Source organism: Pantoea sp. Cy-639 (assembly GCF_011752525.1).
Lineage (GTDB): Bacteria > Pseudomonadota > Gammaproteobacteria > Pseudomonadales > Pseudomonadaceae > Aquipseudomonas.
Genome location: NZ_VWXI01000001.1, coordinates 334,063 through 347,871, shown reverse-complemented (window position 1 = coordinate 347,871; position 13,809 = coordinate 334,063). Strand labels below are relative to the sequence as shown.

Sequence of the window (13,809 nt, the reverse complement as noted above, 5' to 3'; positions counted from 1 at the left end):
GTAACCGCATGTTCAAGGCCTTGTGCCAGGGCCTGTGCCTGAGCCTGCCGCTGGCGGCGGGCGCACAGGCCGCCTCGGTGGTGTTTCTCAATCCGGGGCATTCCAACGAAACGTTCTGGGTCGACTACTCGCGCTTCATGCAGGCCGCCGCCACGGACCTTGGCCTGCAGCTGCGTGTGGAGTACAGCGAGCGCCGCGCCGACCTCGCCCTGACCCAGGCCCGCGCGGCGTTGCTGGCCACGCCACGCCCGGACTACCTGGTACTGGTCAACGAGCAGTACGTGGCGCCGGAGATCATTCGTCTGACCCGGGGCACCGGGGTCAAGCTGTTCCTGGTCAACAACGGCCTCACCGAGGACCAGGCGCACAGTATCCAGGCCCATCCGGAGAAGTACGCCGAGGTGCTCGGCACCCTCACCAGCAACGATGAGGAGGCCGGTTTCCAGATGCTCAAGGCCATGGTCGGGCAACTGCCCCGGGACAGCGGGCCGGTGGACCTGCTGGCCTTCTCCGGGGTCAAGACCACGCCGGCCTCGCAGTTGCGCGAGCAGGGCATGCGTCGGGCGCTGGCGGACTACCCTCAGGTACGTCTGCGCCAGGTGGTCTACGGTGGCTGGAGCCGTGAGCGCGCCTATGAGCAGGCGCAGATGTTGCTGCAGCGCTACCCCGACACCCGGCTGGTGTGGTCGGCCAACGACGAGATGGCCTTTGGTGCCATGCGCGCGTTCGAGGCAGCGGGCAAGGTGCCGGGACGCGACGCGGTGTTCAGCGCGGTCAACAGCTCGCCCGAGGCGCTGCGCGGGCTGATCGACGGGCGCCTGGGCGTGTTGATGGGCGGACACTTCACCCTGGGGGGCTGGGCCATGGTCATGCTCCACGATGATGCCCATGGCCTGGCGGTCAATCGCGACGGCCTGCGCGAGCACCGCGTGCCGGCACTGCAACTGATCGACCGGGACAAGGCCCGGCGCTGGCTGCGCCTGCTGGAGCAGGATGGCCGTGGCATCGACTTCCACCAGTACAGTGCCCAGGGACAGGCGGCGGATTACCGCTATCCCTTTCTCACGTCACCCGTCGACTATTGAATGTCCCTGCTTGAGCAAAGGACATTGCTGGACTTAACTGCTGCCTGTGAAGTGCATTCCCATAACCACTACAAGAGGTAATGCAATGGGAAACTCTACCAAGGTCCGCAAAGCTGACAGCAGTGTCGACGCCTGGGCGATCCTGTGCCTGATCGTGCTGGTGGTGGTCACCGCGGTGTACTGGGTCAGCCATCAGTAGCCTTCTTTCCAAGACCGTGATGCAACCTGAACCGCCCGCGCAATGGACTTGCGCGGGCGGGTTGCGTCTGGCTGTGCGCTAGCGTGCGGTCAGGTGCATCGCCAACTGCACCAGGCCAATCAGCACACCGATGAAGATCAGGGTGAACAGCGTGCCCAGCGCGATGAAATGGCTGGCCTTGCCATAGGTGAAGTCACGTGCGCGGTTCTTGCCGCTCTGCACGCCGAAGGCCGCGGCGAGGATGCTCTGCAGCATCTGCCAGAAAGTGGGAGGTCTGCCTTGGCTGGAATCGTCCATGGTTGGCTCCTGATGGATTCAGAGACAATCACCGACAGTGTAGGCGGCTGACGCGCTGATGCCGGCGTGGACCGATGAGGGGCTCAACTGCGGGGCGGCACGGCGCGGCTTGCGACATCGGTGAGCGCTGGCTGCTGGCCGGCACGCAGCACCGCCAGGCGACGATGCTCGTAGTCTTCCTGGGACAAGCCCTGACGCTGCAGCGCTTCGAGTTGCAGCTGGCGAGTTTCCTCGGCGGTATAAGGGCGCAGCTCGGGGTGGCTGGCGCAGCCACTGAGCACGGCGAGGCCGATGGCGGCGAGCAGCAGGTGGGCGGTGATGTTCATCGGGGGGGTCCCATGATCCGGGATTCACGATGGGTGAATCGATGGAGCAAGGTTATGTGGCGTGCCCTTCGAGGAGAAATCGCCACGCTCGATAGTGACTATCGAGGCGGCATGGGGACCCGTGGCAGGTGGCGTGGCTGGCTCAGCGCGGCATATAGGCCAATTGCCACGCCCGCGGGATGAACAGGGTGATCAGTGCCAGCACGCACGCCAGGCCACTGCTGGCGGCGAAGGCGAACAACCCGAGTTGCTGCTGCAACCAGGCACCAGCCGCCGCCCCCAGCAGCATGCCGCTCCAGGGGACCAGTTGCACCCGCCAACCCAGCCGGCGCTCGCCCAGCAGCCAGCGCCCCAGCCCCCGGCCGAAGCGCGACAGGGCGCCGGTGACGTAGGTCAGGCCGATCGGCAGGCCATTCACTTGTTCGACCACCGCATTGAGCATGCCCATGGCCAGCACCGCCGCCACCAGTGCGGGGAAGGTGGTGTCCAGGGGCCAGACAGCGGCGCTGGCGAGCAGGGCCGCGACCACCAGCAGCAACGGTGAGGCGCGACGGCGAAAGCGCCGGGCCAGCAGCACGCCGAGGGCGTTGCCCAGCACGAAGCTGAAGATGGCCAGGGCCAGTCGCGCGACCTGGGCCATTTCGACCTGGCTGACAGCCACCGCCAGGCGCGTGGTGTTGCCGCTCATGAACGAGACGAAGTCGCCCAGTGCCAGCAAACCGATGGCGTCGGTCATGCCGGCCAGCACCGACAGCGCGGCCACCAGCCCCAGGCCGACCCGTCCGCGCAACACCTGCAAGCGAACCCGGCGGGCACTGTGCGGCGAAAGGGCGGTGGGCAGCATGGCAGGGGCTCCGGGGTCGGGTCTGGGCAAGGCCCCCGATCTTATACCCTGGCCTGCCTTTTGCGCAGGGCCTGGCTACCGATGCTGCCCTCAGGGGATTTCGAACGAGCCTGTACGGACCGCGCCACTGCGCACGTAGCGTGTGATCAGCACGCCGCTGGGCGAGGCGAGCGACTCCACCAGCTCGAATGCCGTCGGCTGGGCGTCATCGCCGAACAGGCGCTTGCCGCGGCCGAGCAGTAGCGGATGGACCAGCAGGCGCAGTTCGTCCACCAGGCCTGCGGCCAGCAGTTGGCGGACCAGTTCGGCACTGCCCTGGGTCAGCAGCGGGGCACCGTCCTGCTGTTTGAGTGTCCGTACCGCCGCGACCACATCGGCACCCAGCACATGGCTGTTGTGCCATTCGACGGACGCCGGGTGGTGGGTGGCAACGTGCTTGGCGACGCCGTTGAACAGGTCGGCCATCGGGCGGTTCTGCGAATCGGCGCCGACCCGCGGCCAGTAGCCGGCGAAGATGTCGTAGGTGCGCCGTCCCAGCAGGAGCTCGAACGGTTGGCTGAACAACGCCTGCATGGCCTGGCCGAAGACCTCGTCGGCATAGGGCGGCAGCCAGCCACCGTGGCTGAAGCCGCCGCTGGTGTCTTCCTGAGGGCCGCCGGGAGCCTGCATGACGCCATCCAGGGTGATGAAGGCGGCGACGATGAGTGTGCGCATGGAAGTAGCCTCTTTCGGGTGGGAGTACCGAATAGTCGAATGAGGGCGGCGCGGATCGACAGGCACCTTGCACGCTTGGACAACTGCGGCGTCGATGTTCTGCCCGTGCAGGCGTTGATGGTCGAAGTAGCGATCCGGCGCCTGCGGCCAGGGCTGCAGGCGCCAGTCTTGCCGGCGAGCGGTCTGTCAGAGCCAGTAGGTCACTGCCCACCAGCCCAGGCCGCCCATGACCACGGTGTACGGCAGCGCCATCCACACCATGCGCCCATACGACAGGCGTACCAGCGGCGCGATCGCCGAGGTCAGCAGGAACAGGAACGCCGCCTGGCCGTTGGGCGTGGCCACGCTCGGCAGGTTGGTGCCGGTATTGATCGCCACCGCCAGGGTCTCGAAGTGCTCACGGCTCATCGCACCGTTGAGGAACGCCTGTTTGACCTCGGTGATGTAGATGGTGGCGACGAACACGTTGTCGCTGATCGCCGACAGCAGACCGTTGGCCAGGTACAGCATGCCTGGCTGTTGCGCGCTGGGCAGTGCCAGCACCCAGGCGATCAGCGGGCTGAACAGTTGCTGCTGGTGGATTACCGCGACCACCGCGAAGAACACCACCAGCAAGGCGGTGAATGGCATGGCGTCCTGGAACGCACGGCCCAGGCGGTGCTCGTCGGTGATGCCGGTGAAGGCGGTGATCAGCACGATCACCAGCAGGCCGATCAGCCCGACCTCGGCGATGTGCAGGCCCAGGCAGACGATCAGGATCAGCGCGGCCAGGCCTTGCACCACCAGGGCGACCCGCTGGGCCTGGGTGCGCGCGGCATCGTCCTCGGCGGCATAGGCGGCGAGCACCTGGCGTACTCGTTCCGGCATCAGCGTGCCGTAGCCGAACAGGCGCAGTTTCTCCAGCAGTACGCAGGTGACCAGGCCCGCCGCGAGCACGGGCATCGACACGGGCGCGACCTCGAGGAAGAAATCGGCGAAGTGCCAGCCCATTTCATGACCGATCAACAGGTTCTGCGGTTCGCCGACCAGGGTGCATACGCCACCCAGTGCCGTGCCCACCGCGCCATGCATCAGCAGGCTGCGCAGGAAGGCGCGGAACTGGTCGAGGTCTTCACGGTGCAACTGGGCGATGTGCTGGTCGCTGTCCAGTGCGCTGTCCTCGCGAGGGTTGGCGCCGGAGGCGACGCGATGGTAGACGGCGTAGAAGCCCACCGCCGCGCTGATGATCACCGCGGTGACGGTCAGTGCGTCGAGAAACGCCGAAAGGAATGCCGACAGCACGCAGAACAGCAGCGAAAGCACGGCCTTGCTGCGCACGCCGAGGAGGATGCGCGAGAACAGGTACAGCAGCAGTTCCTTCATGAAGTGGATGCCGGCGACCATGAACATCAGCAGCAGGATCACCGGAAAATTGTGCTGCAGCTCTTCGTACAAGGCCTCGGGCGTGGTCATGCGCAGCAGCAGTGCCTCGACCAGCAGCAGGCCGCCGGGCATCAGCGGGTAGCACTTGAGCGCCATCCCCAGGGTGAAGATGAACTGGATCACCAGCACCCAGCCGGTGACCACCGGGCCGAGGGTCGCCAGCAGCAACGGGTTGAGGAGCAGGAACAGGCAGATGACGGCCTTGTACCAACGCGGCGACTGGCCCAGGAAGCTGTGGGCGAGGGCGCCGGTCAGGGAACGGGACATGAATTTGTATCCTTTTGATTCAGCAGTGCCGCAAGGTGCCCCATCGGGGCGCAGGGTGCAAGGCGTGCAGTCCCGCTTTTGGCACATGTACGGCCTTGCGGGTGCGCTAAGATCCTGCGTTGTGAATCCTTTCCCCAATGGAGTGTCGTCCGTGACCGAATACACCGCGTTCAAGGTTGAACTGACCGATAACATCGCCCACGTACAGATCAACCGCCCGGAAAAGATCAACGCCATGAACGCTGCGTTCTGGGAGGAGATCGTCGAAATCTTCCAGTGGATCGACGACACCGACGCTGTGCGCGCGGTGGTGATCAGCGGTGCCGGCAAGCATTTCTCGTCGGGGATCGACCTGATGATGCTGGCCTCGCTGGCCCAGCAACTGGGCAAGGATGTCGGTCGCAACGCACGCCTGCTGCGCCGGACCATCCTGCGCCTGCAAGACTCGTTCAATGCCGTGGACAACTGCCGCAAGCCGGTGCTGGCGGCGATCCAGGGCTATTGCATCGGCGGTGCGATCGACCTGGTGTCGGCCTGCGACATGCGCTACTGCGCCAGCGACGCACAATTCTCGATCAAGGAAATCGACATGGGCATGGCCGCCGATGTCGGTACCTTGCAACGTTTGCCGCGGATCATCGGCGACGGGATCATGCGCGAGCTTGCCTTTACCGGGCGTAACGTCGATGCCCAGGAGGCGCTGCGCATCGGCCTGGTCAACCGCGTCTATGATGACCAGGCGGCGCTGCTCGACGGGGTCTTTGCCATTGCCCGCCAGATTGCCGCAAAATCACCGATCGCCGTGGCCGGCACCAAGGAGATGCTCAGCTACATGCGCGACCATCGCATCGACGATGGTCTGGAGTACATTGCCACCTGGAACGCCGCCATGCTGCAGTCCGAAGACTTGCGGGTAGCGGTGGCCGCGCATATGAGCAAACAGCAACCGACGTTCGCCGACTGACCGGTTGGCGGGCGCTTTTCAGGATCCCGAAGCATGTCAGCACGCTGGAAAACCGCAGTACTCGACCCGCAGACCACCGGCGGGCTGGCTGTCGCCCGCAGTCCGGAAGGGTTCCTGGTGGACGCCAACGGCGCGCTGTTCCCCCGTGACTGGCTCAAGCGCCAGGACCTCGATGTGCTGTGCGAGCATGGCATCGGCCATCTCGACGGTGAGCCGGTGTTCCTGCTCGAGCTGCGCCGCGCCGCCGAGGTGCCGGGCTGCGTCTGGCAGGGGCTGCGCCGATTCATGCTCGAGGGCGATTTCGACACCTACACGGTGCTGGGTTATGCCGCGCAGATCGGCACCTGGGCACGCGAGCACCGTTTCTGTGGCAGTTGCGGCCAGCCGATGACGCAGATCCACTGGGAGCGGGCAATGTACTGCCGGCCCTGTGACCTGCGCAGCTATCCGCGTATCTCACCGAGCATGATCGTGCTCATCACCCGTGGCGACGAGGTGCTGCTGGCACGCTCGCCGCGCTTCGTCGCTGGCGTCTACAGCACCCTTGCAGGTTTCGCCGAGCCGGGGGAGTCGGCCGAGGATTGCCTGGTACGCGAGGTGCGTGAGGAGGTGGCGGTGGAGGTCAAGAACATCCAGTACGTGGGTAGCCAGTGCTGGCCGTTCCCGCACTCGATGATGCTGGGGTTTCATGCCGAGTACGCGGGTGGGGAGATCGTCATGCAGCCGGACGAGATCGAGGATGCCCAGTGGTTCAATGTCCATGACCTGCCGCCGTTGCCGGCGGGACGTTCGATTGCGCGGTATTTGATTGATCTGTATGTGGCGCGGCGGTTGGGGTTGGCGGAACCTGTTCTGCCTGCCTGATGCTGAAAGGTTCATTTGCGGTGTCGGCGCATCGTCACTTTTGCGCTCTTGCGGCCAGCACTTTCAAGGTCTTTCGGGCTATTGGAAATGATGGTTTCAACTCCAGATTGCCGGGGCTGCTCTGCGGCCCTTTCGCGACACAAGGCCGCTCCCGAAGGCCATTGGCGAGGTGAGGGCCCCCGGAGCGGAGGGGCCGGATGAATGGAGCGAGCGGTTTTTGCCTACTTGTGCCCAAGAGCAAAAGTAAAGGTGACTAAGCGTCGACATCGCCTATGAATGTTCATACAAAAAGTCAAAACAGTCTTCCGATCCCTTACCCAAACCAATGCTGCCAAGCCAGCCGCACAGTCAGCGCCAACACCACGGCAATGAACACCGGCCGAATGAACTTGCTCCCACCACTGATCGCCGTCCGCGCCCCGAAGAACGCCCCGACCATCACCGACACTCCCATGCACAGCCCGACGATGTAGTCCACCTGCCCGGAAATGACGAACACGGTCAGTGCCGCGATGTTGCTGACGAAGTTCATGCTGCGTGCCACGCCACTGGCCCGGACCAGGTCGATGGGGTAGAGCAGCAGCGTGCTGACGGTCCAGAACGCGCCGGTTCCGGGGCCGGCGACCCCGTCGTAGAAGCCCAAGGTGAAGCCCTGGGGCAGTTGCCATTTCTTCCTGATCGGCGCGTCGGCATCCAGCGGCGCCTTGGGCGTTGCGCCGAACAGCAGGTAAACGCCACAGGCGAAGACGATCACCGGCAGCATCTTGTTCAGCCATTCGGCCGGCATGTAGTGGGCGATCACTGCGCCGAGCAGCGCGCCTGCCAGGGTGCCGACGATCGCCAGGCGCCATTGCGCCGGGTGGAACAGCTTGCGTCGGTAGTAGGTGATGCTGGCAGTGGCTGCGCCGAACGTCGAGCTGAGCTTGTTGGTGCCCAGCACCAGGTGCGGCGGCATGCCGGCGGTGAGCAGCGCCGGGGTGGTCAGCAAGCCGCCGCCACCGGCGATGGCATCGATGAACCCGGCGACGAAGGCGACCAGGGCGAGAATCAACAGAGTGAGCGGTTCTACGGTGAGTTCGAAGGGCATGGGGGCACGGGACTGGCTGGGCGGCGGGGTGCGGCAATCTGCCACGCTGAAAGCCGTGCATGGTAAACCGCAGGTGGCGACTTGTCAGCCAGCGCCGCTGGGGCAAGCCCGCTCCCACGAGTGCCCCTCAAAGGCGCGTGTTCTCACAGGAACCAGCGGTACTCCCGCGCACTGACCTCCTGCATGAACGCCAGGTGGTCCTGGCGCTTGTTCTCGCAGTAGACCATCACGAACTCCTCGCCCAAGCCTTCGTTCACCGCAGGATGCCCACGCATGGCCGCCACTGCGCCGAGCATGTCCTTGGGAAAGTCGATGCCGCTGTTGCGGTCCTGGTTCAACGGGGCGATTGGTTCCTGCCCGGCGTCCAGCCCATGCTCCATGCCACAGAGAATGGCCGCCAGCACCAGGTATGGGTTGGCATCGGCCCCTGCCAGGCGATGTTCGATCCGCAGGTTGCGTGGGTCGGACTCAGGAATGCGGATACAGGCATCACGGTCTTCGAACCCCCAGCTCGCGCGACTGGCGGCGTTGACCATGGCGCCGTAGCGGCGCAAGGCGTTGTGGTTGGCGGCGAACACCGGCATGCAGTGTGGCAAGAGCGCCAGGCAGCCGGCCACGGCGTGCCGCAGGGGACGCTGGTCGTCGGCGGCGAGCAGGTTGTGGCCGGCCGGGTCGTACAGGCTTACATGCACATGCATGCCACTGCCCGGTGCCTGCAGGTACGGCTTGCTCATGAACGAGGCGCGCAGCCCGTGCTTGAGCGCCACGCCGCGGGTGCTGCGGCAGAACAGCGCCGCCCAGTCGGCGGCGCGCAGGCCATCGTCGCAGTGGCCGAAATTGATCTCGAACTGGCCCGGGCCCAGCTCGGCGGTGATGACGTTGGCGTCCACGCCCTGGGCGTTGGCGGCTTCGACCATCTCCCGCAGCACGTCGGAGAAGCGTGACAGGCGCTCGATGTGCAGGTTGGGCTGGTCGTCGGCGTCACCGCTGCTGGGGTCGTGGGGAAACTGCGGCAGACCGTCCTTGAGCGCTCGGTCGAACAGGTAGAACTCCAGCTCGAACGCCACCACCGGGCGTATGCCACGGCGCTCCAGGCGTTGCAGCACGCGGGCGAGTACTTCGCGCGGTTCGAACTCGATGGGCGCGGCCGTGCCGTCGGAACTGATCAGCATCTGTCCCAGCGGCTCGCGCTCCCAGTCCACCGGCTTGAGCGTGCCGGGCACCAGGCGCCGTGGTGCGTCCGGGTCGCCATCGGCGAAGCAGTAGTCGCCGATCGGGAACAGGCCACCCTGCGTGCCTAGCAGCACGGCGTTCTGCGGCAGCTTGAGCGGGCTGCCGGCCGCGACCTTCTCCAGCATGTCGATGGGGTAGCGCTTGCCATAGAAGTGCCCGGGGATGTCCAGGCTGATCAGGTCGACGTAGCGAACCTGCGGGTGGTTGGCGCGAAAGGCGCGCACTTCGCTGAGCAGGTCGGGAAAGCCGGTTGTACTTGTCATTATCGTGCTCTCAACGGAAGACCCAGAGGATCCGGGCCGGCTGGTCGGTCAGGTTGGCGTAGCGGAACTGGCTGTGCGGCGGCAGCTGGAAGCTGTCGTTGGCTCGCAGGGTGACGGCACCTTCGTGGCCTTCCCGCCACAAGGTCAGCTCGCCCTCGAGGACGAACCCACCTTGCTCGGAACTGTCGTCCAGGTGCCCCTCGCCACTGCTGGCACCCGGCGCCAGGTGGCTCTCGAGCATGGCGAAACGGCCATTGAGGGTCGGCGAGACCAGCACGTCGGTAATCCCTTCGGCGTAATACAGGGTGCGGCGCTCGCCGGGGCGGGTGACCCAGTCGATCTCCCGCGCAGGGACGGCCTGGTAGAAGTAGGTGGTGGGGACCTGCAGGGCTTCGCTGATGGCCGTGAGGTCGGCCACGGTCGGGCGCGACAGGCCACGTTCGACCTGGGACAGGAAACCCAGCGAGCGCTCGACCCGGCTGGCCAGTTCGTCGAGGGTCAGGCCACGGTGCTTGCGCAGGTCGCGGATCTGCCGGGCCAGCGCCTGGAGGTCCTCAGACATGGTCGCGCATCCGATACCAGGCCTTGGCCGCTGCCTCCAGGGGCGCGGCCAGCAGGTCGCCACCGGGGAAGGTGCCGTTGTCGATGCCCTGGTACAGCGCCAGCAGGTCGTCATCGCCGAGAATCGCATCGCTCACCGCCCGGGCACCGGCCAGGGTCGGCAGCACGCCATGGCCGGAGAACCCCTGCAGCCAGTAGCGTTGGCCTTGGCGGCCGATGTCCGGTGTGCGGCGGATACTGCAGTCGATATGGCCGCCCCAGGCGTGCTCGATGGCTACACCGCGCAGTTGCGGGAAGACCCGCTCCAGATATGGGCGGGTGGCGCTGGCCACGTCCCTGGGGATGCCGCCCAGGTAGGTGCAGCCGCCGCCGAACAGCAGGCGGTGATCGGGGGTGAGGCGAAAATAGTCGGGGACGAACTGGTTGTCGATCACACAGCTGTTGCGCGGTAGCAGCGAGGCGGCCAGTCCGGCGTCCAATGGCGCGGTAGCCACCTGGTAGGAGCCTACCGGCAGCAGGCGCCGGGCAAGGCTGCGGTCGAGCCGGTCGATGTAGGCGTTGCAGGCCAGCACCAGCACGTCGCTGCGGATCTCGCCGGCGGCAGTACGGACGATGTAGCCGTCGGCCTGCTCGCGATAGTCGAGTACCTGGCTCTGCTCGAAGATGCGTCCACCGGCCGCCTCGATGGCGCTGGCCAGGCCCTGGGCCAGTTTCAGCGGATTGAGGTGGGCGCCGTTGGGGTCGTACAGCGCGGCCTGGTAGCGTGGGCTGTCGACCCACTCGGGCAACTCGTCGCGGCCGATCAGGCGCAGGCAGTCATAACCGAACTTGCGCGCGGCCTCCTGGCGGGCCTCTTCCAGCAGCTTCACCCGCCGTGGCAGGACGGCGCTCCACAGGCTGCCGAGCCGATAGTCGATATCGAAGCCATGGCGCAGTGGCAGCGCGCGCATTTCCTCGGCGGCCCAGCACATGCTTGCCCACAGGCGTTGGCTGCGCTCCAGGCCCAGTGATTTTTCCAGCGGCGGCATATCGCACGACCAGCCGAGCAAGGCCTGGCCGCCGTTGCGCCCGGAGGCGGCCCAGGCCACGCGGCTGGCCTCCAGCACGGTCACGCGCTTGCCGGCCAGGGCCAGGCGCAGGGCGGTGTGCAAGCCGCTGAAGCCGGCGCCGACAATCAATACGTCGGTGTCGCCAGGGCCTTGCAGGGTAGGGCGCAGAGGAATGGTCGCGGGGTAGGTACGGGCGTAGTAGCTGGCGACGTGCTGGGCGGATTGCTTGAACATGCCGGGGCCTCGTGAAATTTCTTCTGATTATTTTCATGAAAAAATAGCAGAGGATTTTCATGGCGCCAGTCGAGGGTGGCTCGTGGTCGTCGTGGCGCGGGCTTGCCCCGCGCTCCGCGTGCGCCAGGCGCTGTGTGAAAAGCCTTGATACTCGGTGAGGCTGCGTTGAAAACAGCCTCGGAATGCTCATTTGCAATCCGTAAAGTCGGGCGCGACCCCGGCCGTTCCTCAGCTGTTTTCGCCTTGCCTGACCTTCGTCCCAAGACGTTTCACACAGACCCTAGGTCGCTGCCTTGCGCCGGGGCTTGCTGGCGGTTGCCTTGCCCTTGGCCGTGCTCTTGCGTTTCTTCTTCCAGGGTGCCGCGGCCTTGCCGGCTGCCGGCCCGCTGATGGTCAGGCGCATGCCGCTGCAGCGCTGCACCAGCTTGCCCATCCACGCCGACTGCCGGGCGACGAACTCCTCGAGGCTCATCTCGCCGTTCTGCACCATGTCCAGCGCCTGTTCCCAGATCGCCGTGGTACCGGGGTCGGCGATGGCGCGGGGCACCGCATCGATCAGGCTGAACGCCGCCGGAGTGGCAGACAGCGCCTTGCCGTTCTTGACCAGGTAGCCGCGGTCGAGCAGGCCCTGGATGATGCTGGCGCGGGTGGCCTCGGTGCCGATACCGGTGGTCTCCTTGAGCTTTTGTTTCAGGCGTGGGTCGTCCACCAGCTTGGCGACGTTCTTCATCGCCTTGATCAGGTCGCCCTCGGTGAACGGCTTGGGTGGCTGGGTCCACAGGTCCTTGAGCAGCAGGTCGTGCAGCGCGCAGTCCTGGCCTTCGCGCAGCGCGGGCAGGACCTGTGCCGGGGGCGCCTCGCGGCCCTTGGCCGGGCTGAGCGCCTCGGGCAGCGCGCGGCGCCAGCCGGGTTCGACGATCTGCTTGCCCACCGCCCGCAGGGCGTGGCCGGCGCAGTCGAACTCGGCCTGGGTGCGGTCGTATTCGTGGTTGGGCAGGAACTGCGCCAGGTAGCGGGCGCGGATCAGGGTATAGACCGCCTTGTACTTGGGCGGCAGGCGCGCCGGATCGCTGGCTGCGGCGGTGGGGATGATGCCGTGGTGGGCACTGACCTTCTGGTCGTTCCAGGCCCGCGAGCGGCGCTGCGCGTCGAGGTACGGCTGCAAGGGGGCCAGGCTGGCGTCGGCGCGTTGCAGCGCGGCCAGGATGCCGGCTGCCTCGCTGTGCTGGCTGAGCGGCAGATAGCCGCTGTCGCTGCGCGGGTAGGTGATGAGCTTGTGGGTCTCGTACAGGGCCTGGGCGATATCCAGGGTCTCCTGGGCGCCGAGGCCGAGCTTTTTCGAACACAGCTCCTGCAGGGTGCCGAGGTCGAAGGGCAGGGGCGCGGCCTCGCGCACGCGTTCGGTGGCGACCTTCAGCACCCGCGCGCCGGCAGCGGCCTGCATGTCGGCGGCGGCCTGTTGCGCCAGTGCCTGGTTCAGGCAGCGGCCCTGGTCGTCGCAGGCATCCTCGGGGGCGCGCCACTGGGCGTTGAACACTTGCCCTGCGCCTTGCAACTGCACATCGATGGCCCAGAACGGCACTGGCACGAAGTCGGCGATGCTGCGGTCACGGTCGACCACCAGGCGCAGCGTCGGTGTCTGTACCCGGCCCACTGGCAGCACGCCCTGATAGCCGGACTGGCGACCGAGCAGGGTGAACAGGCGACTCATGTTCATGCCGATCAACCAGTCGGCGCGGGAGCGCCCCAGGGCCGAATGGTACAGGCTGAAGGTCTCCTGTCCCGGCAGCAGGCGTGCCAGGGCCTTGCGGATCGAGGCGTCGTCCAGCGCCGACAGCCACAGGCGCTGGATCGGGCCGCGGTAGCGGCAATGCTCGACCAGTTCGCGGGCGATCATCTCGCCCTCGCGGTCGGCGTCGGTGGCGATCACCAGTTCGCGGGCCTCGCCGAGCAGGCGCTTGACCGCCTTGAACTGGCTGGCGGTCTTGGGCTTGACCGTCATCTTCCATTTCTCCGGGATGATCGGCAGGTCCTCGAGGCTCCAGCGCTTGTAGCGCGCGTCGTAGCTGTCAGGCGGCGCGGTCTCCAGCAGGTGGCCGATGCACCAGGTCACGCAGACGTCGGTGCCTTGCCAGCAGCCGTCGCCACGGCGCTGGGCACCGAGCACCTTGGCGATGTCTTTTGCCTGGGAGGGTTTTTCGCAGAGAAAGAGGCGCATGGCCGGCAACGCTTCATCGTGGGAGTTGCGCACTAGAATGCGCAAGCCAGGGCGTGCAGGCAAGCGATATCTGTATGCATGTACAGGTTTTTCGCCCGCACCTTTGGCAGGGTAGCCGCCTGTTCGCGTTGGACGTAATGCCGAGTGCGTGCCAGCTTTGCCTTTCGCCCGTCAGTTGTGTC

General features: G+C 66.2%; 13 protein-coding genes. 3 read left to right on the top strand and 10 right to left on the bottom strand.

What is annotated here, in order from left to right; translation table 11 throughout:
* The first annotated feature begins 8 nt into the window (after window positions 1-8).
* Window positions 9-1,085 (top strand): ABC transporter substrate-binding protein, encoded by a 1,077-nt coding sequence (locus F3J43_RS01610; protein ID WP_166883068.1) that lies wholly within the window; start codon window positions 9-11, stop codon window positions 1,083-1,085.
* A 277-nt stretch (window positions 1,086-1,362) separates the two neighbouring features.
* On the opposite strand, the gene F3J43_RS01605 is transcribed toward F3J43_RS01610, so the two are convergent.
* The 5 genes from F3J43_RS01605 to nhaB all read right to left on the bottom strand — a co-directional run bounded on the left by F3J43_RS01605 (window position 1,363) and on the right by nhaB (window position 5,154).
* Window positions 1,363-1,581, bottom strand: a complete 219-nt coding sequence (locus tag F3J43_RS01605) for a DUF2970 domain-containing protein (RefSeq protein WP_166883067.1) — start codon at window positions 1,579-1,581, stop codon at window positions 1,363-1,365.
* 83 nt (window positions 1,582-1,664) lie between these two features.
* Window positions 1,665-1,907 (bottom strand): P-loop NTPase family protein, encoded by a 243-nt coding sequence (locus F3J43_RS01600; protein ID WP_166883066.1) that lies wholly within the window; start codon window positions 1,905-1,907, stop codon window positions 1,665-1,667.
* Between the two features lie 142 nt (window positions 1,908-2,049).
* On the bottom strand, window positions 2,050-2,751 hold the full coding sequence (locus F3J43_RS01595) for a YoaK family protein (protein ID WP_166883065.1): 702 nt from the start codon (window positions 2,749-2,751) through the stop codon (window positions 2,050-2,052).
* 90 nt (window positions 2,752-2,841) lie between these two features.
* The gene (locus F3J43_RS01590; protein ID WP_166883064.1) at window positions 2,842-3,465 is read right to left on the bottom strand and encodes a dihydrofolate reductase family protein; all 624 of its coding nucleotides are present in this window, start codon (window positions 3,463-3,465) and stop codon (window positions 2,842-2,844) included.
* A gap of 186 nt (window positions 3,466-3,651) precedes the next feature.
* Complete coding sequence (nhaB, locus tag F3J43_RS01585) at window positions 3,652-5,154, bottom strand: sodium/proton antiporter NhaB (RefSeq protein WP_166883063.1); 1,503 nt, start codon at window positions 5,152-5,154, stop codon at window positions 3,652-3,654.
* 151 nt (window positions 5,155-5,305) lie between these two features.
* Between nhaB and F3J43_RS01580 the strand changes: the two genes are divergently transcribed.
* Both F3J43_RS01580 and nudC read left to right on the top strand, forming a co-directional pair.
* Window positions 5,306-6,118: a crotonase/enoyl-CoA hydratase family protein gene (locus F3J43_RS01580; RefSeq protein WP_166883062.1), complete on the top strand. Its 813-nt coding sequence runs from the start codon at window positions 5,306-5,308 to the stop codon at window positions 6,116-6,118.
* A 33-nt stretch (window positions 6,119-6,151) separates the two neighbouring features.
* On the top strand, window positions 6,152-6,982 hold the full coding sequence (nudC, locus tag F3J43_RS01575) for an NAD(+) diphosphatase (protein WP_166883061.1): 831 nt from the start codon (window positions 6,152-6,154) through the stop codon (window positions 6,980-6,982).
* A gap of 313 nt (window positions 6,983-7,295) precedes the next feature.
* Here nudC and F3J43_RS01570 read toward each other — a convergent pair whose 3' ends face one another.
* The 5 genes from F3J43_RS01570 to F3J43_RS01550 form a co-directional block, all read right to left on the bottom strand.
* Window positions 7,296-8,069: a TSUP family transporter gene (locus F3J43_RS01570; RefSeq protein WP_166883060.1), complete on the bottom strand. Its 774-nt coding sequence runs from the start codon at window positions 8,067-8,069 to the stop codon at window positions 7,296-7,298.
* A 143-nt stretch (window positions 8,070-8,212) separates the two neighbouring features.
* Entirely contained in the window at window positions 8,213-9,565 is a 1,353-nt protein-coding gene (locus F3J43_RS01565; RefSeq protein WP_166883059.1) for a glutamine synthetase family protein, read from the bottom strand.
* Window positions 9,566-9,575: 10 nt separating this feature from the next.
* The gene (locus F3J43_RS01560) at window positions 9,576-10,127 is read right to left on the bottom strand and encodes a helix-turn-helix domain-containing protein (RefSeq protein WP_166883058.1); all 552 of its coding nucleotides are present in this window, start codon (window positions 10,125-10,127) and stop codon (window positions 9,576-9,578) included.
* Window positions 10,120-11,409, bottom strand: a complete 1,290-nt coding sequence (locus tag F3J43_RS01555; protein ID WP_166883057.1) for an NAD(P)/FAD-dependent oxidoreductase — start codon at window positions 11,407-11,409, stop codon at window positions 10,120-10,122. The genes F3J43_RS01560 and F3J43_RS01555 overlap by 8 nt, the downstream gene beginning before the upstream one ends.
* Window positions 11,410-11,689: 280 nt before the next feature.
* On the bottom strand, window positions 11,690-13,627 hold the full coding sequence (locus F3J43_RS01550; RefSeq protein WP_166883056.1) for a DNA topoisomerase III: 1,938 nt from the start codon (window positions 13,625-13,627) through the stop codon (window positions 11,690-11,692).
* Window positions 13,628-13,809: the final 182 nt, after the last annotated feature.

Bases quoted from the DNA above. Each gene is read 5' to 3' on its own strand.
- F3J43_RS01555 (WP_166883057.1), bottom strand. From the start codon at position 11,409: ATGTTCAAGCAATCCGCCCAGCACGTCGCCAGCTACTACGCCCGTACC.
- nhaB (WP_166883063.1), bottom strand. From the start codon at position 5,154: ATGTCCCGTTCCCTGACCGGCGCCCTCGCCCACAGCTTCCTGGGCCAG.
- F3J43_RS01590 (WP_166883064.1), bottom strand. From the start codon at position 3,465: ATGCGCACACTCATCGTCGCCGCCTTCATCACCCTGGATGGCGTCATG.
- F3J43_RS01605 (WP_166883067.1), bottom strand. From the start codon at position 1,581: ATGGACGATTCCAGCCAAGGCAGACCTCCCACTTTCTGGCAGATGCTG.
- F3J43_RS01550 (WP_166883056.1), bottom strand. From the start codon at position 13,627: ATGCGCCTCTTTCTCTGCGAAAAACCCTCCCAGGCAAAAGACATCGCC.
- F3J43_RS01560 (WP_166883058.1), bottom strand. From the start codon at position 10,127: ATGTCTGAGGACCTCCAGGCGCTGGCCCGGCAGATCCGCGACCTGCGC.
- F3J43_RS01570 (WP_166883060.1), bottom strand. From the start codon at position 8,069: ATGCCCTTCGAACTCACCGTAGAACCGCTCACTCTGTTGATTCTCGCC.
- F3J43_RS01565 (WP_166883059.1), bottom strand. From the start codon at position 9,565: ATGACAAGTACAACCGGCTTTCCCGACCTGCTCAGCGAAGTGCGCGCC.
- F3J43_RS01595 (WP_166883065.1), bottom strand. From the start codon at position 2,751: ATGCTGCCCACCGCCCTTTCGCCGCACAGTGCCCGCCGGGTTCGCTTG.
- nudC (WP_166883061.1), top strand. From the start codon at position 6,152: ATGTCAGCACGCTGGAAAACCGCAGTACTCGACCCGCAGACCACCGGC.
- F3J43_RS01600 (WP_166883066.1), bottom strand. From the start codon at position 1,907: ATGAACATCACCGCCCACCTGCTGCTCGCCGCCATCGGCCTCGCCGTG.
- F3J43_RS01610 (WP_166883068.1), top strand. From the start codon at position 9: ATGTTCAAGGCCTTGTGCCAGGGCCTGTGCCTGAGCCTGCCGCTGGCG.